This window comes from Cochleicola gelatinilyticus (assembly GCF_001637325.1).
GTDB classification, from domain to species: Bacteria; Bacteroidota; Bacteroidia; order Flavobacteriales; family Flavobacteriaceae; genus Cochleicola; species Cochleicola gelatinilyticus.
In genome coordinates, this window is sequence record NZ_LRXL01000045.1 from 209,916 (window position 1) to 230,398 (window position 20,483).

General features: G+C 35.1%; 20 protein-coding genes. 12 read left to right on the forward strand and 8 right to left on the reverse strand.

What is annotated here, in order from left to right; all coding sequences use genetic code 11:
• Nucleotides 1–10: 10 nt before the first annotated feature.
• Nucleotides 11–1,174 carry a M14 family zinc carboxypeptidase gene (locus ULVI_RS11515; protein ID WP_068592924.1) on the reverse strand — a complete coding sequence of 388 codons (1,164 nt, stop codon included), beginning with the start codon at nt 1,172–1,174 and terminating at the stop codon, nt 11–13.
• Between the two features lie 293 nt (nt 1,175–1,467).
• Between ULVI_RS11515 and ULVI_RS11520 the strand changes: the two genes are divergently transcribed.
• From ULVI_RS11520 to ULVI_RS11540, 5 genes are read left to right on the forward strand one after another with little or no spacing between them, the layout of a single operon-like run.
• A complete protein-coding gene (locus ULVI_RS11520; RefSeq protein WP_068592925.1) occupies nt 1,468–1,890 on the forward strand; it encodes a helix-turn-helix domain-containing protein in 423 nt (140 codons plus the stop codon).
• A 44-nt stretch (nt 1,891–1,934) separates the two neighbouring features.
• Nucleotides 1,935–2,321 (forward strand): DNA topoisomerase IV, encoded by a 387-nt coding sequence (locus ULVI_RS11525; RefSeq protein ID WP_068592926.1) that lies wholly within the window; start codon nt 1,935–1,937, stop codon nt 2,319–2,321.
• Between the two features lie 36 nt (nt 2,322–2,357).
• On the forward strand, nt 2,358–3,191 hold the full coding sequence (locus ULVI_RS11530) for a TerC family protein (RefSeq protein ID WP_068592927.1): 834 nt from the start codon (nt 2,358–2,360) through the stop codon (nt 3,189–3,191).
• A 4-nt stretch (nt 3,192–3,195) separates the two neighbouring features.
• Nucleotides 3,196–3,537 carry a hypothetical protein gene (locus ULVI_RS11535; protein WP_068592928.1) on the forward strand — a complete coding sequence of 114 codons (342 nt, stop codon included), beginning with the start codon at nt 3,196–3,198 and terminating at the stop codon, nt 3,535–3,537.
• 5 nt (nt 3,538–3,542) lie between these two features.
• Nucleotides 3,543–3,749, forward strand: coding sequence for a hypothetical protein (locus tag ULVI_RS11540; protein WP_068592929.1), 207 nt, complete (start codon nt 3,543–3,545; stop codon nt 3,747–3,749).
• 11 nt (nt 3,750–3,760) lie between these two features.
• Here the strand turns inward: ULVI_RS11540 and mscL are convergent, their stop codons facing one another.
• From mscL to ULVI_RS11555, 3 genes are all read right to left on the reverse strand, one after another.
• Nucleotides 3,761–4,189 carry a large-conductance mechanosensitive channel protein MscL gene (gene mscL / locus ULVI_RS11545; RefSeq protein WP_068592930.1) on the reverse strand — a complete coding sequence of 143 codons (429 nt, stop codon included), beginning with the start codon at nt 4,187–4,189 and terminating at the stop codon, nt 3,761–3,763.
• Nucleotides 4,190–4,243: 54 nt separating this feature from the next.
• A complete protein-coding gene (locus tag ULVI_RS11550; RefSeq protein ID WP_068592931.1) occupies nt 4,244–6,952 on the reverse strand; it encodes a DNA gyrase/topoisomerase IV subunit A in 2,709 nt (902 codons plus the stop codon).
• Between the two features lie 100 nt (nt 6,953–7,052).
• Nucleotides 7,053–8,903: a DNA topoisomerase IV subunit B gene (locus tag ULVI_RS11555; RefSeq protein ID WP_068592932.1), complete on the reverse strand. Its 1,851-nt coding sequence runs from the start codon at nt 8,901–8,903 to the stop codon at nt 7,053–7,055.
• 218 nt (nt 8,904–9,121) lie between these two features.
• Between ULVI_RS11555 and ULVI_RS11560 the strand changes: the two genes are divergently transcribed.
• The gene (locus ULVI_RS11560; protein WP_068592933.1) at nt 9,122–9,961 is read left to right on the forward strand and encodes a phosphatase PAP2 family protein; all 840 of its coding nucleotides are present in this window, start codon (nt 9,122–9,124) and stop codon (nt 9,959–9,961) included.
• Between the two features lie 82 nt (nt 9,962–10,043).
• On the opposite strand, the gene ychF is transcribed toward ULVI_RS11560, so the two are convergent.
• On the reverse strand, nt 10,044–11,138 hold the full coding sequence (gene ychF, locus ULVI_RS11565; RefSeq protein WP_068592934.1) for a redox-regulated ATPase YchF: 1,095 nt from the start codon (nt 11,136–11,138) through the stop codon (nt 10,044–10,046).
• Between the two features lie 164 nt (nt 11,139–11,302).
• Between ychF and ULVI_RS11570 the strand changes: the two genes are divergently transcribed.
• On the forward strand, nt 11,303–11,779 hold the full coding sequence (locus tag ULVI_RS11570; RefSeq protein ID WP_068592935.1) for a hypothetical protein: 477 nt from the start codon (nt 11,303–11,305) through the stop codon (nt 11,777–11,779).
• Between the two features lie 64 nt (nt 11,780–11,843).
• Here ULVI_RS11570 and ULVI_RS11575 read toward each other — a convergent pair whose 3' ends face one another.
• Both ULVI_RS11575 and ULVI_RS11580 read right to left on the reverse strand, forming a co-directional pair.
• Nucleotides 11,844–12,566, reverse strand: coding sequence for an alpha/beta hydrolase (locus tag ULVI_RS11575; protein ID WP_157632612.1), 723 nt, complete (start codon nt 12,564–12,566; stop codon nt 11,844–11,846).
• A gap of 73 nt (nt 12,567–12,639) precedes the next feature.
• Nucleotides 12,640–13,500 carry an alpha/beta hydrolase gene (locus ULVI_RS11580; protein ID WP_068592936.1) on the reverse strand — a complete coding sequence of 287 codons (861 nt, stop codon included), beginning with the start codon at nt 13,498–13,500 and terminating at the stop codon, nt 12,640–12,642.
• Between the two features lie 178 nt (nt 13,501–13,678).
• Here ULVI_RS11580 and ULVI_RS11585 point away from each other — a divergent pair, with 178 nt between their 5' ends.
• The 3 genes from ULVI_RS11585 to ULVI_RS11595 all read left to right on the forward strand — a co-directional run bounded on the left by ULVI_RS11585 (nt 13,679) and on the right by ULVI_RS11595 (nt 17,776).
• On the forward strand, nt 13,679–16,375 hold the full coding sequence (locus ULVI_RS11585; RefSeq protein WP_394330941.1) for a TonB-dependent receptor: 2,697 nt from the start codon (nt 13,679–13,681) through the stop codon (nt 16,373–16,375).
• Nucleotides 16,376–16,573: 198 nt separating this feature from the next.
• Nucleotides 16,574–17,119 carry a hypothetical protein gene (locus ULVI_RS11590; protein WP_068592938.1) on the forward strand — a complete coding sequence of 182 codons (546 nt, stop codon included), beginning with the start codon at nt 16,574–16,576 and terminating at the stop codon, nt 17,117–17,119.
• 90 nt (nt 17,120–17,209) lie between these two features.
• Nucleotides 17,210–17,776, forward strand: a complete 567-nt coding sequence (locus ULVI_RS11595) for a hypothetical protein (RefSeq protein ID WP_068592939.1) — start codon at nt 17,210–17,212, stop codon at nt 17,774–17,776.
• Between the two features lie 67 nt (nt 17,777–17,843).
• On the opposite strand, the gene ULVI_RS11600 is transcribed toward ULVI_RS11595, so the two are convergent.
• A complete protein-coding gene (locus tag ULVI_RS11600; protein WP_068592940.1) occupies nt 17,844–18,194 on the reverse strand; it encodes a 4Fe-4S dicluster domain-containing protein in 351 nt (116 codons plus the stop codon).
• Nucleotides 18,195–18,257: 63 nt separating this feature from the next.
• On the opposite strand from ULVI_RS11600, the gene ULVI_RS11605 reads away from it, so the two are divergent.
• Nucleotides 18,258–19,322 carry an acyl-CoA reductase gene (locus ULVI_RS11605; protein WP_068592941.1) on the forward strand — a complete coding sequence of 355 codons (1,065 nt, stop codon included), beginning with the start codon at nt 18,258–18,260 and terminating at the stop codon, nt 19,320–19,322.
• 68 nt (nt 19,323–19,390) lie between these two features.
• A complete protein-coding gene (serC, locus tag ULVI_RS11610) occupies nt 19,391–20,458 on the forward strand; it encodes a 3-phosphoserine/phosphohydroxythreonine transaminase (protein WP_068592942.1) in 1,068 nt (355 codons plus the stop codon).
• The last annotated feature ends 25 nt before the right edge of the window (nt 20,459–20,483 follow it).

Consider the following 20,483-nt stretch of genomic DNA (forward strand, 5'->3'; position numbering starts at 1 on the left):
ATGCCTTTAATTATAAATCACCATTTAATTTAAAAAAAATAAGTGATCTATCATTTTTAGCAATAATAGTTGAAATTTTTTGTCCAATATGTACAGATTCTTGAGAATTCACTAAAACGAGTTCATTGTTTCCTTCAATTTCTTTGTGTCCATAGTTAGAATCTAAATTTCCAATAGCGTCCACTCTCGGATGAAAAGATATTGCACCATTCTCAAGTACTTCTTCATACTGAATTGCTATAGATGTAATTGTTACTTTAGAATTTATCACCACACCTACCCGTCGTACAATTACATCGTTAAAATTTACAAGGTTTTCAGGTATGTCAAGATAGCTTTTATAATTGTACGATGGATTTGTTTTAAGGATGTCGAAGAGCGAGAGAAAGGCATAAAAAATATAAGACCTTGTTTTTTCACGTTGGTAATCATTTTCATAATGTCCTGCTTCAAACAAAATAGTAGGGACACCACTTTCCTGAAAAGAATCGCCAACACAATTCGCATTATACGCATCATCGTAACGACCAATTTTACCTGGAATATACTCCTCAAGAGCTTGTTGCATTTTCACAATGAGTTCCATAGCGACCTTTCTAGAGGCTGTAATACTCCTCTTCTTATCTGCGGAAGGAGAGAGAAAAGAAACCGTTGCTGCCTTTCTATTTTTTAATCCGTAGATACTTCGTTGGTCGTGTAAATTTAAGCAGAGATCTGGCTTCAAAGATTCAAATACATTTCGCAATGCAATACTTTCTTTTTGAGAACGGTTCTTTGCATCACGATTTAAATCGATTCCATTTGCATTAACACGAGTATACAATTTTGCGCCATCTGGATTTAGTATTGGGATACTATAAAAGGTATACGTTTCTAAAAATAGATCAATCTCTTTTTTATAATACTTTTTTTGCGCTATAAATTTATAAAAATCGAAAAGAGCTTTCGTGGTTGTAGATTCGTTGCCATGCATTTGAGACCATCCTAAAACAACTTTTTTTCCCGATCCAATTTTAACCATTGGTATTTCCTCACCAGATTCTGAGGACCCAATCGAAGTTATTTCGAAAGTATTTTCATAGCTATCGAGGAGTGGTAAAATATGTTTTAAAGTAACATATCTTCCTAATAAATTAGATTCAAAATTAGAGTCGTAAAGTGTTGTTAATTTCATAGTGTTCAAAACGTGTTTACAAAAATAAACAAACCAACGGTTACAATTGTAAACATAAATTTAGAATTGTATTGTATACATATGTAAACAATCTTGGTACATTTGGAGTTGCTCGTAAAGTCTACAAACTGAATACATTATAAATACGTGTCATTTTATTGTGTATCAGATTATTAAAACAATTTATATAAAGTAAGATTATAACCACAAAGAACATATTTCATAATTTTATATGCTGATAAATTACAATAATTTACATTTGTAACCGTTAAATTAAAAAGTTAGATATTACAATGGTAAACAGTACCGATTTTGCTAAAAGGATAGAAAAGATACTTGATTATTACAGTCTATCGGCTACTGCTTTTTCTGAAGCAATCGACTTTAATCGCTCCACTATCTCACATCTTATTTCAGGTAGAAATAAACCAAGTTTAGAATTTGTAATGAAGGTGGTCCAAAAATTTCCAGAGGTAGAATTGTATTGGCTATTAAATGGAAAAGGTGTTTTTCCTTCTGAAGAAAATATTTCAAACTCCCCTTCTGCTTCAATAAGTAGAACTACGAAAACCGAAAGTTCGAATCTATTGAAAGTGCTTCAGAAAGAAACTGAAACATCTCAACTGTCACAACGTAATTCAGAAGAAAAACAAAAAGAAATTGACAAAATTGTTATTTTTTATAAAGACGGAAGTTTTAAGGCTTACGAAAACTAACTTATTGTTTAAAAAATTCAGAAATTCGCATAAAATATTTCAGCATGCGACTTTTATTTATTTCTTTCATATTATTAACGTGCTATAGTTGCTATCAACCTGAACGTAATTGTACCGATTTTAAGACCGGAACTTTTAAATTTGAAGCTCTTGTAGGTACCGAAGTCTTAACTACAACGTTTTTGCGTAACGATTCCATAGAAATTGATTACTTTAGAGGCAAGGCTGACACCTCCAGTATTCGTTGGATCAACGATTGTGAGTATATTGTGAAAAAATTACACCCTAAAAACAAATCTGAAGAGAAAGCGATTCATATGAAGATTTTAACCACAAAAAAAGACGAATATACGTTCGAATATAATGTTGTGGGTACACCCAATAAAGAAAAAGGGACCGCAATTAAAGTAAAAACAATCAACATTCAATAACAACCAATCATCACATTATAAAGTAACAAACAATTTATGTTCGAAATTTTAACTTCTCCAGATGCGCTTGTAGCATTGCTAACCTTAACATTCTTAGAAATAGTTTTAGGGATCGATAATATTATATTTATTTCTCTTGCGGCGAGTAAACTTCCTAAAGAGCATCAGAAAAAAGCAACTAACATTGGGCTTTTAATGGCGATGCTCATTCGTATCGTGCTGCTTTTTGGTATTTCATGGCTTGTAGCAATGGAAGCTCCTTTTTGGCACATTAATTTACCTTGGTTAAAAGCAGGCATTAGCGGACAAGGTTTAATACTGCTAGCAGGAGGATTGTTCTTATTATATAAAAGTACCACAGAAATTCACGAAAAAGTGGAGGACAAAGGGCACGATGAGCGCGAAGTAAAAAAACAACGCGCAACAACTCTTACTAAAGCTATTATTCAGATCTGTTTAATTAATATTGTTTTTTCATTCGACTCGATTCTTACTGCAGTAGGAATGACAAATGGTATTGGAAACACCCCTACAGATGCCTTAGTTATCATGGTCATTGCTGTAGTAATCTCGGTATTAATTATGATGATTTTCGCAAATCCAGTAGGTCGTTTTGTAACACAGCACCCAACCGTACAGTTGCTCGGACTTTCCTTCCTTATACTTATTGGATTTATGCTAATTGCTGAAGGAGCACACTTAGTACATTTAGAAGTTTTTGGATCTGAAATAGGTACAATTCCGAAAGGGTATCTTTATTTTACCATTGCGTTCTCTTTATTTATCGAATTTATTAACATGAAATATAGAAAGAAAACATCAGATATTGTTTCGAATATCCCTGAAGACGAAACAGACACATTAAACTAGTATTATGAGCGATTTTAAAACCACTTGGACACAAAAAGAACTCTCAGCATACCTTCTGTTGTATTGTGCCAATGTAGATTATATAGAGTCTGAAGAAGAGGTCGAAATGATTCGCGCGAAGGTTGATCCTGCGGAGTATAAAAGTATTCACAAGGAATTTGAGCATGATAACGATTATCAAAGCATTCAAAAAATACAAGCCGCAGTCGAACGTTTAGGACTATCGAAAACTCACATTGATATAATGATCGCAGAAATGAAAGCATTGTTTGTTGCCGATGGCGAATTCGATGCTACCGAACATGCTTTGTTTAACGGTATTAAGAAACTTTTGGAAGAACAATAGAAAACATGTTAGACCAAAGCGTAAAACAAAGAAACGCACTAATCATTTTTCTCTTCGGGCTGCTATTTTTAATTTTAGGAATTTACCTTTTAGTCCGAAATTTTCAACAACAAGAAGACACCTGGTATTATTGGATTGGACTTATTCTTGTAGGAGATATTTTAATTATTTTAGGCATACGAATGCTGAAAAAAGCTGAAAACGTAGAATAAGTTCGACTCTATTATTGCTTTCCTTTTAATAATGTATTCTGTTCCTCCATTAACTTTTCGATATTAGCTAAAAGCTCAATGTTTTTAGGAGTCTCTACTTCTTTATTTTTGGGATCTTCCGCTTTGTTTTTAAAGCGATTAATAAATTTAATTACTATAAATATCGTTAATGCAATAATTGTAAAATCGATAAGTGCCTCAAACAATTCCCCGTAACCAATGGCAACTTCTTCAGCGGTTTCGGTTGCTTCTCGTAGCACATATTTTCGATTTGAAAGATTTACACCGTCGGTAAGTAAAGACAATGGAGGCATTACTACTTTTTTCACGATGGTATTTACCACATTGTTAAAAGCAGTACCAATAATGATTCCCACTGCCATATCGATCATATTACCTTTGATCGCGAAATTTTTAAACTCCTGTATAAATCCTGCCATTATAGATTTTTAATTAAATTCGGAATTGATGTATTTAATATTTTGTTTTATTTATTAGAAAAGTAACGTTTGCCCCTCATCATCTCTTTTTGTATCGTCATCACTATTTGAAGATTTTTCAGTATTAGTTACGTTTTTTTTTTCTTCTGAAAGTGCGTCTTCATTATTTGAATCTATAGCTTCTTCATCTACTACATCCATCTCTTCGGCAGATTTCTTCTCTGGTTCATTATAAGGTAATGAAGAAAGTGCGTTTATTTCTAAGATTTTATCTTTAGTGAGTTGATTCCCCATAGCTGTAATCCCTTTGACTGAAATAAACTCCTCAAGGTTTAGCTCCATGTTATCTTGTCGTTCCTGCCCTCTTTTCTTAGCGAAAACAATTTCTGCCATAGGCCTATAATCTGTAAAAATACGTTCCAAATACGATTTAGGATGTTCAGAAATTATCACCTCTTCCCTGTCAGGATTTTCAATTAAAAAACGTTTTACATAAAAAAGCTCCTTTTCTCCTTCCCAGTAAATGGCTGACAGTGGTTTCTTCGGGTTCCATTTTTCAAGGACGATCATGTCATCATCAAAACGAAGAGTTAATTCTGGAATTACCGCCTTAACAACCCCTTTCTGATTTACAATAAGCAAGCGATCTTCACTGGTAAATTCGCCTAACAATTCGCCTCGATCATCCACATTAAGACGTTGTACTGTATCGTCAAACCATATTTTTCGTGGCTTTAATGTAGAAAGTCCTTTTTCTTTTAATTCTACTTTCTTAACAGCATACTTGGTAACAATGTTTCCATTGGAATTTCTACCCTTAATCAATTGATCTGCAAAATCTAGGTCGAATTTTAATTTTTTAATACTTCCGCTTTGTCTTAAATGGATTGTTACAACCTCAGCTTCCCCGTTTGGATTGGCTGTAAAGTAATACACTTTAGAACCTTTAGCTCCTTTCGTAAGATCATATTCTTTATCACGAGTCATCGCTGTTACTGCAAAACGTTTTACGTATGTTGCACCTTTCGTTCCGTCACGATATATCATGTTGTATATGGTACGCTTATCCTTTTTCTTAAAAACAGCTACGTGTATAATGCCTTTTCCAACGAAGGTTTTACTATCCACTTTACTCACCATCATTTTACCATCTTGCGTAAAGACAATAATATCATCGATATCTGCGCAATCTGTCACATATTCATCTCGTCGTAAACTCGTTCCTACAAACCCTTCTTCTCGATTTACATATAACTTAGTGTTCCGTATTACAACCTTTGTAGCTTCAATATCTTCAAAAACACGAATTTCGGTTTTACGCTCTCTTCCTTCCCCGTAATCTTTTTTTAAGCGTTTAAAATAATCTATAGAATACTCAATAAGATGATCTAAGTGATGCTTTATTTGAGCGATATTATCTTCCAGTGCATCAATCTTTTGTTGTGCTTTATCAATATCGAATTTAGAAATTCGTTTAATTCTAATTTCAGTTAATCGTACGATATCTTCTTCGGTAACTGCGCGTTTTAGATGCCCAGTATGTGGCTTTAATCCTTTATCGATTGCTTTAATCACTCCTTCCCACGTTTCCTCTTCTTCAATATCCCGATAAATACGGTTTTCTATAAATATTCGTTCTAAAGAGGCATAATGCCATTGTGCTTCAAATTCTTCTAATTGTATTTCAAGTTCACTTTTCAGCAACTGTACCGTACGATCTGTAGAACGACGAAGCATTTCAGTTACCCCCACAAAAAGAGGCTTGTTATCTTCAATTACGCAACCTAAAGGTGAAATGGAGTTTTCACAATTTGTAAACGCATATAAAGCATCGATCGTTTTATCGGGAGATAAGCCGCTGGGTAAATGAATTAAAATTTCAACTTCCGCAGCTGTATTATCTTCAATTTTTTTGACTTTTATCTTTCCTTTATCATTTGCCTTCAGTATAGAATCTATTAATGAAGAGGTGGTGGTTCCGAAGGGAATCTCGGTGATCGCCAAGGTGTTCTTATCATGTTGAACAATGCGTGCCCGGCTTCTTATTTTTCCACCTCTAAGTCCGTCATTATAATTTGTAGCGTCCATAATTCCTCCAGTTGGAAAATCTGGAAGTATCTGAAAACGTTTTCCTTGCAGGTGTTTAATTGAAGCATCAATTAACTCGATAAAATTATGAGGAAGCACCTTTGTCGAAAGCCCTACCGCAATACCCTCTGCTCCTTGAGCCAAAAGCATTGGGAACATTACGGGAAGATTTACAGGTTCCTTTTTACGACCATCATAAGATGCCTGCCATTCTGTGATTTTTGGATTGTAAACTACATCTAGCGCAAATTTGGAAAGTCGGGCTTCGATGTAACGGGCAGCTGCCGCACGGTCTCCCGTAAGAATATTTCCCCAGTTTCCTTGGGTATCGATTAATAAATCTTTTTGCCCAATTTGCACCATCGCATCTGCAATACTTGCATCTCCGTGTGGATGATATTGCATGGTATGCCCCACTACATTGGCCACTTTGTTATACCGACCATCATCCAGGTCTTTTAAGGAATGCATGATACGACGCTGAACCGGTTTAAAACCATCTTCAATTGCAGGTACAGCACGTTCTAGAATTACATAACTCGCATAATCTAGAAACCAATCACGATACATTCCGGTGACCTTCGTGATGGTCTCACCCGACGTATCCTCATGCTCTCCTAAATAATCAGGCCCTGTTTGTTCTTCTTCGCTATTTGGGTTCTCTTCCTCGCTCATAATGTACCTTCAGGTTTCAATTTCAAAATTGAAAAATTCCCTTTATGTTATTTTATAATTTTACAGATTGTGAAAATTCGGTTATTACTGCCCACCGAATCTACTCCTCCACTTTATCCAGTTCCACTTTTAGATTATTGATGATAAACTTCTGTCGATCGGGTGTGTTTTTACCCATATAAAAGGATAGTAATTCTTCAATACTCATTGATTTATCCAGCATTACTGGATCTAAACGAATATCTTCCCCAATGAAATGTACAAACTCATCGGGTGAGATTTCACCCAATCCTTTAAATCGTGTAATTTCAGGTTTCGGTTTTAATTTCTCCATGGCATCCCTGCGTTCTTCTTCGGAATAGCAATAAATCGTTTCTTTTTTATTTCGAACTCTAAATAACGGAGTTTGCAATATGTACAAATGACCTTCCTTTATCAACTCTGGAAAGAATTGTAAAAAGAACGTTATAAGCAGCAATCGAATGTGCATTCCATCAACATCAGCATCGGTAGCGATCACAATATTATTATACCGCAGGTCTTCCATTGATTCTTCAATGTTTAATGCCGCCTGAAGTAAATTAAACTCTTCGTTCTCGTATACGATCTTTTTTGAGAGTCCGTAGCTATTTAGAGGCTTTCCTTTTAAACTAAACACGGCCTGTGTATTTACATCACGACTTTTTGTAATACTACCAGAAGCCGAGTCTCCCTCGGTAATAAATAATGTGGTTTCAAGATTACGTTCTTTCTTTGTGTCTCCTAGATGCACACGACAATCGCGTAATTTTTTATTATGAAGATTGGCCTTCTTGGCTCGATCTTTTGCTAGCTTTCGTATACCACTTAATTCTTTCCGTTCCCGTTCTGCCTGTACAATCTTTCTCTGAAGCTTATCTGCGGTATCTGGATTTTTGTGAAGGTAGTTATCGAATTGGGTTTTGATAAAGTCATTAATATAGGTTCGAACCGTAGGCAAATCTCCACCCATATCGGTAGAACCAAGTTTCGTTTTGGTCTGACTTTCAAAAACAGGTTCCATTACTTTAATGCTAATAGCGGCAACAATGGACTTACGTACGTCGCTGGCATCGTAATTTTTTCCGTAGTATTCACGTACTGTTTTCACGATACTTTCCCGAAAAGCGGCAAGATGGGTTCCTCCTTGTGTAGTATTTTGACCGTTTACAAAACTGTGATATTCTTCGCTATACTGAGTTTTACTGTGCGTAATGGCAATTTCAATATCATCGCCCCGAAGATGAATTATGGGATATACCATATCTTCATCAGAAATATTTTCTTCTAACAGGTCTTTTAGCCCATTTTCACTAAAAAACTTTTCTCCATTAAAATCAATCGTCAATCCTGGATTGAGATAGACATAGTTTTTAAGCATTTTTGCTACATACTCGGTACGATACTTAAAATTTTTAAAAATACTCTCATCTGGAATAAATACAACTTTAGTTCCTTTCCGCTTAGAACTGTCTTCGGCTACGGGATCCTCAACAAGTTCTCCTAATTTAAATTCTGCCGCTTTAATTTTATTATCACGAACAGATTCTACTCTAAAAACAGCAGATAAAGCATTTACAGCTTTGGTTCCTACTCCATTAAGACCTACAGACTTTTTAAAAGCTCGGGAATCGTATTTTCCTCCGGTATTCATTTTCGATACAACATCTACAACTTTTCCGAGAGGGATACCACGACCATAATCGCGAACTTTAACTTCTTGATCTTTTATTCGCACTTCGATCGTTCTTCCCGCGCCCATTACAAATTCATCGATACTGTTATCAAGCACTTCTTTTAAAAGAATGTAAATTCCGTCATCGGGAGAAGATCCATCTCCTAATTTTCCGATATACATCCCAGGACGCATTCGGATATGCTCTTTCCAATCGAGAGAGCGTATGTTATCTTCGGTATATTGAGTTTCTGCCATAAAGCTAGGTGTACTGCGCTAATATACCCATTCAGACTAAAAATGAAAACCTGAAAAAAGGAAAGTAATTAACAATTAAACGCACTATATTGTTAGTAAGATTCTTCTTTTTTTTCTTCGGAATAACACAAAAATTCATTTTATAAAAATCTATTAATTTTTTTATAACGATTTGTTAAATGAAGTATAGTAGGGTTGGTTTTAAATATATTTGAAACATGAAAAATTACACCTTAGTTATCTTATTCCTATTAGGAACAATTATCTCAAATGCTCAGAAAAGTGAATCTCCTTACGAATGGGATTGGGTTCGTGATGGAATCTGGACAGGAGCAGGCTTAGCAGGTAGTGCTGGAGGATTATTACTTATTCAAAATAAAGAAGATCTCTCTGATGAAGATTTCTTTAAAATTAAGAATGACCTTCAAAATGAAATAGATGATATAAATTTTTTAGATCGCTGGGTCGCAGGTAAACATGATGAAAGTGCAAATTCGATAAGTGATATCCCTTTTGCGATATCGTTTGCGGCTCCATTCATTTTGTTACTCGATGACGAAACTAATGATCATACAGGACAAGTTTTGGGTATGTACCTTCAGAGTTTAGGAACCACAGCAACTATGTTTACTATAACTGCTGGCCTAGTAAACCGCTCCCGGCCTTATGTATATGACGACAGTGGAAATACTTCGGATGAACGAAGACAAAAAAATAATGGACAACGTTCATTCTATTCTGGACATGTTGCTGCTACAGCCACAGCTACTTTTTTTACAGCTAAAGTATATAGCGATTTTAATCCTGATTCCCCAGCTATTCCTTATGTTTGGGCAGGAGCCGCTGTTTTACCTGCTGCTGTAGGATATTTTAGAATGGAAGCTGGACAACACTTTTTAACAGATGTAATTTTGGGGTATGGTCTTGGTGCCGCAACTGGATATTTTATACCAGAGCTTCATAAGAAAGAGAATAGTAACATAGATGTTTATTCAAGTTCAGGAAGAGCTTTTAATGGAGACACCTATCATGGGATGGCGTTACGGTATAGTTTCTAAATTAAAAACCAATACAATAAAAAAAGTGCTGATCTCTTCAGCACTTTTTTTATTTTTAAGGATTTCTTCCGAAGAAAATAATTTAAACGTTAAATCGGAAATGCATCACATCCCCATCTTTTACAATATATTCTTTTCCTTCCACGCCTAGCTTGCCTGCTTCACGAACTTTTGCTTCACTCCCGTATTTTTCAAAATCATCATATTTAATAACTTCTGCACGAATAAATCCTTTTTCAAAATCGGTGTGAATTACCCCAGCTGCTTGAGGTGCTGTTGCTCCTACTGGAATGGTCCATGCGCGCACTTCTTTAACTCCTGCCGTAAAATAGGTTTGTAAATTTAGTAACGAGTACGCACCACGAATTAATTTTGCCGAACCTGGCTCTTCAAGTCCAAGGTCTTCTAGAAATAATTGTCGTTCCTCAAAAGTTTCCAGTTCTGTAATATCTGCTTCGGTACCTACTGCAAGTATGACCACTTCAGCATTTTCGTTAGCCACCGTTTCTTTTACTTTATCGACATAAGCATTTCCAGTTACAGCAGCACTTTCGTCCACATTACAAACATACATTACAGGCTTGTCTGTAATGTATTGCATGGGCTGGATGAACTCTTCGCGTTCAGATTCTGTCAAATCGATAGCGCGTACAGAGATCCCCGCCTCTAATCCAGCTTTTACTTTGTTTAATGCTACTTCTTCTTTAATTGCTTCTTTATTTCCAGTACGTGCAGCTCTTTTAACTTTCTCTAATTTCTTGTCTGTAGTATCCAGATCTTTTAACTGCAACTCTATGTCTATAGTTTCTTTATCGCGAATAGGGTCAACACTTCCGTCAACATGCACAATATTATCATCATCGAAACAACGTAATACGTGAAGAATTGCATCGGTCTCACGAATATTTCCAAGAAACTGATTTCCAAGCCCCTCTCCCTTACTAGCTCCTTTTACAAGCCCTGCAATATCTACAATTTCTACCGTTGCTGGTAGTACCCGCTCTGGACTTACTAATTTTTCAAGTATTAATAAACGGCTATCGGGAACATTTACTACCCCAATATTTGGTTCTATCGTACAGAAAGGAAAATTCGCGCTTTGCGCTTTCGCATTCGACAAACAATTAAAAAGAGTGGATTTTCCCACATTCGGTAACCCGACAATACCTGCTTTCATGTTGAATTTTTTAAGGCTGCAAATATACGGTTTCATTGTAATATAAAAGATTTTTATTTTCTTGATTTTAGAAAGAATTATAGGAAAACTTTGGCTTAGGTTTTACGATACTTTAACAACTCTCATTGTATTTTAGCTACATAACAATTAAACCATAATTAATTATGAAAATTATATTAAGTTTTTTAGCAGTATCCTTATTTGCGGTTATGCCTGCAATAGCTCAAGTAAAGACAGATGTAAAAGAAGAAACTACAACCAAACGTGTTACTAAGCGGGATACAGAAGTTCGTACTAAAATAGTTCAAGAGATCGACCAAGAAAAAGACCTTCTTGAAGTAGAAGGAAACGATGAGTTAAATCAAAATTCATCTATAAAAGTCGTTAAGGACAATAAAGTTGAAGTAGTTAAAGATGCGGTTTCTAAAGATGAAAGAAATGTTGCATTAATAGAAAAGAATAAGGCAAAAAAACAAATGGATTTGGAAGAATCTATTAGGGCTGAAAAGGAAAGAGCTGAAATGAAAGCAAAAAAAGCAATGCAAGAGAAAATGGCTGCCCAACAAAAAGAGTTGGCAGAACGTAGAGCGATGTTAGAGAAAAGACCTGATGGAATTGTAAAACTAAAAAAAGACAACTAATTCAGGTTTCCAAGAAATATTTTAAATCCACCTTTTATAGGGTGGATTTTTTATGTAATAATTCTTACAACCACATAGAAAGATTATCTCTATATTTTCTAAATTTAATAAGGTTTTTATGTCCTCCACCTTCAATAGTAATAAAGGTACTATTTTTTGCATCGAATTCTTCTAAGAGTGCTTTTGCAGATTCGTATGGCACTACCCGATCTTTTGTGCCATGAAGTATTAAAACTGGGCAGTTTACTTTAGAAACAAACGTGTATGTAGGAAATTTATAGTTAAGGATTAGGTCCATGGGTACTATGGGAAAGCGTCGTTCTGCCACATCTAACAAACTATAAAAAGGTGTTTCTAAAATAAGATTTTTCGGATTATTTTTTGAAGCAACATAGGTAGCAAAAGTAGTTCCTAGGGATCTTCCAAATACGGTTATATCTTTTTCATCTGAATGATCTTGTGCATACGTATAAAATAGTTCGGCATCTTCATATAATTTATTTTCATTTAACACTCCTGTACTTTTTCCAAAAGTTCTATAATCCATAACTATTACGTCGTAGCCTTCAGTTACAAAGGGTTCTATAATTTTACCCCAACGCACCAAATTATCTGCATTTCCATGGTAATACAAAATAAGCCCCTTTGAATTCTCTGCTTTAAAGTGAAGACCGTTTAATTTTGCCCCATCTTCCGAAGTAATATAAAATTCTTTGAAAGGAGTTTCAAAAGTGTAAACATAATCTATAGGAAGTTTGACTGGAAAAAAAATTAGTTTTTCTTGCATGGTATAAAGTATTGCAATTAATGAAATCACTGCAATGAAACAAATTAGTACTATGTTCTTAATTTGTTTCAATTTATTTTTTGCTAGCGTGTACAACTCCAATACTTGTAGTGTTTAAGTCTATCTCGATAGGTTTGGAACGTATAATATTGTTTAAAATCTCGTGGTAAGATTCAAAGGTATTCATATTCTTATGCCCGCCACCAATTACTGGGTATAAGCGTGTAATTTTTGGTTTAATCTGTGATAACTTTACACTCGTTTTAAAAGGTATAAGCTTGTCTTTTGTGCCATGAATAATATGAATTGGACAGGTTACATATTTAAGCCATTTATAGGTCGGCATGGGATATTTAAGAATCACAGAAAGTGGCATAAAGGGCATATAACGGCCTGTTACCTTCGTTAAACTATAATACGGTGCATCTAGAATTAACATTTTTGGAGTATTCATAGAAGCCAATTTGGCTGCGAATCCAGACCCTAAGGAGCGACCATACAATATAATATGCTTTTCGGCTACACGTTTTTTAATTTCATCGTAAACAAACTGTAAATCTCTTTTTATAGCTTTCTGAGAACGCTTTCCCGTGCTTTTACCAAACCCACGATAATCAACCATTATAACATCGTAATTCAATCTGGTAAAATCGATTGCAAATTTCCCCCACCCTTTAATACTTTTCGAGTTACCTTTTAAATACAATACTACACCGATAGGTTTTTCTACTTTAAAGTGAAGCCCGTTTAATACAGCCCCATCACGTGTGGTGAGGTGGTATTCTTCAACTACTTGATTTTCGTACAGAAATTGAAAATCGGCAGGAAGTTTTTCTGGTTTAAACAAGAAATAATCTTGTAAATAATACAATAGTATACTTATAATAAAATATACGATAAACACAATTAATGTTACATGCAACCAAATTGGCATATGAAATATTTTCTCTAAATGTACAAAAAATGAATCAAGCGTCAAGCTCTATCAAATTTACACCCAAGAGGTCTAAATAAGATAACAATTGTAGTAAAATGAATATTACTCGTTTTTATTAAGTAATTTTAGTGTTACTGTTTAATTAATTTCTAACCCACAAAAAAACAACCTCATGATTAAAAATTTTACATTATTCATATTCTTTGCAATATGTTATTCGACTTATGCTCAAAACACCGTGACCGGAATGGTGATTGATGAAACTGGAACCCCCCTATCATTTGTAAATGTTCTTGAAAAAGATACAGATAACGGTGTCATCACTTCAATCGACGGAGATTTTACCATTGAAGTAAATGATGCTAATGCCACTCTAATATTTAGCTATGTCGGTTTTACCCCAAAAGAAGTTCAACTTCTAGGAAAAACGACGTTAGAAGTTACACTAACCGAAGGGGAATCACTTAATGAAATAGTTCTTGTAGGATCCAGAGGCCCCAAACGAACAACAGTGAACACTACAGCTCCCGTAGATGTAATCGATGTATCGAATGCCACACTTCAAGTAGGTAAGGTTGAGATCAACGAACTCCTACAATATGCAGCACCCTCTTTTAATGCCAATAAACAATCAGGATCAGACGGTGCAGATCATATCGATCCAGCCTCTCTCCGTGGTTTAGGTCCCGATCAAACACTTGTATTAATTAACGGTAAAAGAAGACACCAATCTTCCCTAATTAATCTTTTTGGTACAAGAGGTCGTGGAAACACAGGAACCGATCTAAATGCAATTCCTGCATCATCCATTAAACGAATTGAAGTTTTAAGAGATGGCGCGGCTGCTCAATATGGAAGTGATGCCATTGCGGGTGTTATTAATATTGTTTTACGTGACAATGTCGACGAGTTAACAGGGAGTCTCAGCTATGGTGCTTACAGTACAAATGCAGATGTAGATACGAGCGCATTTCAAGACGGAAATTATGGGGTTTGGAATACCGATGGCTTTCGTTTAGACACAGAAAAAGATGGAAATGCAATTGGAGATGATCAAAGTTTTGATGGTGGATCGGTAAAATTGGGCGCAAATTATGGCTTCGGAATAGGAGAAACTGGCGGATATGCAAATTTCACGACCGAATATCTTAATAAAAATAAGACCCTCCGCCCCGCTTTCGATTTTAGAAAAGGATTTGGAGAAGCAGCTATTGAAGGATTTAATTTCTTCGGAAATGTTATGATCCCTGTAAATGATAATACCGAAATTTATGCATTTGGAGGTAGAAACTATAGAGATACCGATGCGTATGCATTTACAAGAAACGGAGGAAATCGTGTAGTAGCATCTATATATCCAAATGGATTTACACCACGTATTACTTCTATAATTACAGACAACTCTGTTTCTGCTGGGGTTCGAACTACAACCGATTCTGGATGGAAAGTTGACGTTAGTAATACCTACGGAATTAATTTATTTCACTACTATATTAAAGGTACATTAAATGCATCCTTGGAAGAAGCTTCACCTACCGATTTCGATGCCGGAGGACACAGCTTATCGCAAAACACAGTAAACGCAGACTTTTCTAAATATTATGAAAACATTCTAAACGGGATGAACCTTGCATTTGGTGCAGAATATAGAACCGAAAATTTCATTATTTTCGCCGGAGAACCAGGTGCCTATGGTACGTTCGACGAAAATGGTGTATTAATTACCAATCCTGCAGACCAAACACAACCAACTATTACTATAGATGGTGAAGAAGTTACTAGACCTGGTGGTTCACAAGGATTTCCTGGGTATGGTCCAGCAAACGAAGTTGACCGAAGCAGATCTAACTTATCGCTATATGCAGATGGAGAATTCGACATTTCTGAAGCATTACTCTTAAGTGCAGCGGCAAGATTTGAAAACTATAGCGATTTTGGGAGTACACTTAATGGTAAAATTGCTGGTCGTTTTAAGGCCACAGACGATATTAATATCCGTGGTTCATTAAGCACAGGATTTAGAGCACCATCGCTCGCACAAATCTATTATAACCTAAGATTTACAAACTTTATTGGTGGCGTTGCTAGTGACCAATTATTGTCACCAAACAATAGCCCAGTTACTGCTTCATTTGGTATTGGTCCATTACAAGAGGAAAAATCTATAAACGCAGGACTTGGATTTACAGCAAACTTCTCTAGCTTTACTGCTACGGCAGATTTATATTATATTGATGTACAAGATCGGATTGTACTTACAGGAAATTTTCCTGCTCCCGACCTACCCAATGTTGACTCAGCACAATTTTTTGCAAATGGTGTTGATACCGAAACTACAGGTTTAGACCTTGTGTTTTCATGGAAAGAAACTTTTAACGAAAATAGGTTTTCTGCTACATTTCTTGCCAATTTTAATAATATGGTGATTAAAGAGGTTCAAAACGGTCCTTTAAATGAGCAAACATTCTTCGGAGAACGCGACAAAGCTTTTTTATTAGCTTCAGCTCCAGAAAGTAAGATAGTATTAAATGTTACTTATGATCGTGATTGGTTCAACGCAGGAATTGGAATTACACGTTTTAGTGAAGTTGAATTATTAGATTTTCAAGTTTTTGAAGATGTTTCAGATTATGGAAGCTTCCAAAACCAAATAACAGCAGCAACCGATACGTACACTTCAAAGATCGTTACAGATCTTAATCTAGGTTTTCAACTTTCAAAAAATTTAAAATTGAACGTAGGTAGCAATAACCTCTTTAATGTATATCCAGATCAACAGGATGACTGGACCGAAGGTGGTGGTTATTGGGATTCTGTACAAATGGGATTCGGCGGCGCATATTATTACTCTCGCCTTAATTACAATTTCTAAAATAATTTAGTTTTTCTAAAAAAAAGTTCTTTTGATTATCTCGAAAGAACTTTTTTTGTTCCCCTATTTATTTTAAGACTATTTATCATAAATATTGTTAAACACCTCAAAGATTAGTATAGTCTTATCATCCTCTTTTATCAAATTAACAACTCTCCTAGTTACATTGCAGATAGATAATAATTAAAACAATATATAATGAAAAAGATAGCCTTAATTATAGCAATGGGAGCCTTTACAGTAGGTTTTGCTCAAGACAATAAAAATGAAATGAAAAAAACCGAAGTGGTTAAAACAAAAGTAACCACAAACAAGGGAACCGATGTTAATACAAAGTCGATGACTACTACAGAAAGTCAGGAAATAGCTCTTAAAAATTCGTCGATGGATAGAACCAATTTTGAAACTAAAATGCTTCCGTCGAAAGCAGACACAAAAATATCATATAGCACAAGTGATGGAAACCGTTATATGTTCAAAAATCAAAATGATGGTTATAAAATGATGATGATGAAAGATAATACTCCAAACGAGTATGCGCTTTTAAAACCATCAACTCAAAATGGGTATTATATCATCTCTAATACTGAAGGAAATTCTTTCGGATATTTTAATCAAGATGGAAATTTCATCGTAGAGAAATATGATCCTGAGAGTGACCGTGTAATTATTACCACGTTTGCTGCAGATATGACCAATAAAAAGATGAAGAAACAGACTATGAAGAAAGATAAAATGAAATAAGCTTCATCTGGAAAAACCACTGCTTCTTGAGAAGCAGTGGTTTTTTTATTTAAAAATCTAAAAACAAGAATCTAAATTAAATATACAACTATGAAAAATCTATTACTTACAGCAGCTTTATTAGGATCATTCGGTGTGTTCGCACAAAATGTAAACGTCACCGAAGAAGTAACCACTATTAAAGTAGCTAACGCCAATAATAACGGAATTGAAATATCTACTACCGAGCAAACTAAAACCGTGACGCAAGATATTGCTTTAAAAAATGCGGATTCCAATCAAACTAACTTTTCGAAATCACTTCAACCGAAAGAAATCAATACTGAATTTGAATATGACCTGGCAGGAACTGTGTATGTTTTCGAAAGAGATGGAAATGGTTTTAAAATGATAACTGTCGATAAAGACGAATCCAGAAAAGAATATGCAAAGATTAAAGCAACGAATCAATTAGGATATTTCTATATTTTAACTGAAGGTCAACCCAATGCGTTTGGATATTATGATGAAGATGCCAATTTTGTGGTAGAATCTTACAATCCAACTACCGATAAGATTGAGGTAATAACCTACTCTTTGCGTTCTGGGAATGAAATAAAAAATAAAACTAAAGAAGTTGATATGAAGAACAAAGAAATGATGAAAAGTAAAATGTAATCTCTTTCTAATAGTCAAAAAAAAACACCGCTATCGTAGCGGTGTTTTTTTTTAATAATCTAACCTATTATTTGTGATGCATAAACGCCTGTTTCCCCAGCAATACTTCATCACTCTCTACATTATTGTCATCGGGAACACAACAGTCTACGGGACATACGGCAGCACATTGCGGTTCTTCGTGAAATCCTTTACACTCAGTACATTTATCGGGTACAATATAATAGATTTCATCACTAATTGGTTCTTGAGTTTCAACGGCATCAACCTCTTTTCCATTTGGTAATACTACATTACCTTCTAGATCGGTTCCATCAGCGTAACGCCAGTCGTCTGCTCCTTCATAAATTGCGGTATTTGGACATTCTGGTTCACAAGCACCACAATTAATACATTCATCTGTTATTATAATTGCCATCGTTTTTTCTTTTTCTAACTTTGCGCAAATTTAATGCCTAAAAAGGGCAACTCCAAACGAACCATGGATTTACAACAAAGAATTAACGCCTTTACGGCTTTAGGGCAATTTTTAAGTCAGTTCTCTTCAGAAAAAACACTTAAAAATGATGCTATTCAAGGAAACGATCTTTTTTTCGAACGCATGTCTCAGCAATTAGATACAGCAGTACATCATAACGGCTGGTTTACTAGAGAGAATATTCAGTTTGCTTTAAAAAGTTGGGGCAAGGCACTTTCAGAAGAAAATATAAAAAAATGGCTTAGTAAATATCCCATTCCGAAGAAAACAAATTTGAAAACCATAGCAATTATCATGGCGGGGAATATTCCACTCGTTGGGTTTCACGATTTTCTTTCGGTTTTAATTACTGGCAATACGGCTCTTGTAAAACTTTCATCGAACGATAGCCAATTGTTACCATTGATATCAGAATATCTTATTGGGATCGAACCTAGCTTTAAGCAACATATTAAAATCACCAATAAAAAACTAGAAAACTTCGATGCTGTAATTGCAACAGGAAGTGATAATACAGCTCGGTATTTCGATTATTACTTCGGAAAGTACCCACACATTATTCGAAAAAATCGAAACGCTGTGGCAGTACTCACAGGAAAAGAAACCCCAGAGCAGCTTAACGCATTGGCTAATGACGTGTTTCGATATTTCGGACTTGGTTGTCGAAATGTTTCTAAAGTATTTCTTCCAGAAGATTATAACTTCGACCCATTATTTAATGGTATGTTCTCTTGGAAACACATGATAAATAACAACAAATACATAAATAATTACGATTACAACAAAGCAGTGTATTTAATGAGTAATCTTGATTTATTAGACAATGAATTTTTATTGCTGAAAGAGGACTCTGGCTACTCCTCTCCTATTTCGGTTCTTTTTTATGAAAAATACAAAGACCTTTCGGAAATAAAACAAAAATTAAAATCTGAAGCTGAACACATTCAAGTGATCGTTTCAGACAGTGGTATTAAAGAAGAAGTTCCTTTTGGAGCTGCACAGAAACCGCAACTTTGGGATTATGCAGATGGAGTTGATACGGTAGATTTTTTGTTGAAACTTCCTTAATAAGTTATCCTAAAATTAACAAAAGCTTCATTCATAATTTACATCTTTGTACACCTAAAACGTCTTTCATGAAAAAACATAATTTTAGCGCAGGACCGTGTATACTGCCTCAGTCTGTAATGCAAAAAGCGTCAGAAGCAGTTATCAATTTTAATAATCTTGACCTATCTCTTATCGAGATTTCACACCGTAGTAAGGATTTTGTAGACGTTATGGAGAATGCCCGTAGTCTCGCCTTAGAGCATCTCGGCCTCCAAAATAAAGGGTATCAAGCATTGTTTCTGCAAGGAGGTGCCAGCACTCAATTTTTAATGGCAGCCTATAATCTTCTCGAAAATAAAGCAGCGTATTTAAATACTGGAACTTGGTCTTCTAAAGCAATTAAAGAAGCAAAGCTTTTTGGAGAAATTATCGAAGTAGCATCGTCAAAGAATGCCAACTTTAATTACATTCCTAAAGAGTATGTAATTCCGTCAGATGCAGATTACTTCCATTGTACCAGTAACAATACGATCTTTGGGACACAAATGAAAGAATTTCCAGAAGTTAACATGCCATTGGTTTGCGATATGAGTAGTGATATTTTTTCACGCGTACTTGATTTTTCAAAATTCGATCTCATCTATGCAGGGGCTCAAAAAAACATGGGACCAGCGGGTACAACACTAGTTGTTGTAAAAGAAGACATTCTTGGGAAAATTTCTAGAACAATTCCATCTATGCTTGACTATACAGTACATATTGGAAAAGATAGTATGTTTAATACACCTCCAGTTTTTGCAGTATATGTATCGATGCTTACTTTAGAATGGCTAAAAGAGAAAGGCGGGGTTGCTGCTGCTGAAAAATTAAATAACGAAAAGGCTTCTCTACTATATACCGAAATTGATCGCAACTCACTATTTGAAGGTTTTGTAGCGAATAAAGAAGATCGTTCTAACATGAATGCTACTTTTAATCTTACTAGCGAATCTCATAAAGATGCCTTCGACTCATTGTGGAAAAATGCTGGAATTAATGGTCTTGAAGGACATCGGAGTGTTGGCGGATATAGAGCCTCAATGTACAACGCATTGCCCATAGAAAGTGTACAAGTTCTTGTAGATGTAATGAAAGAATTAGAAAGAAAAGGATAATAGGATATAAAACAATATACCCTTA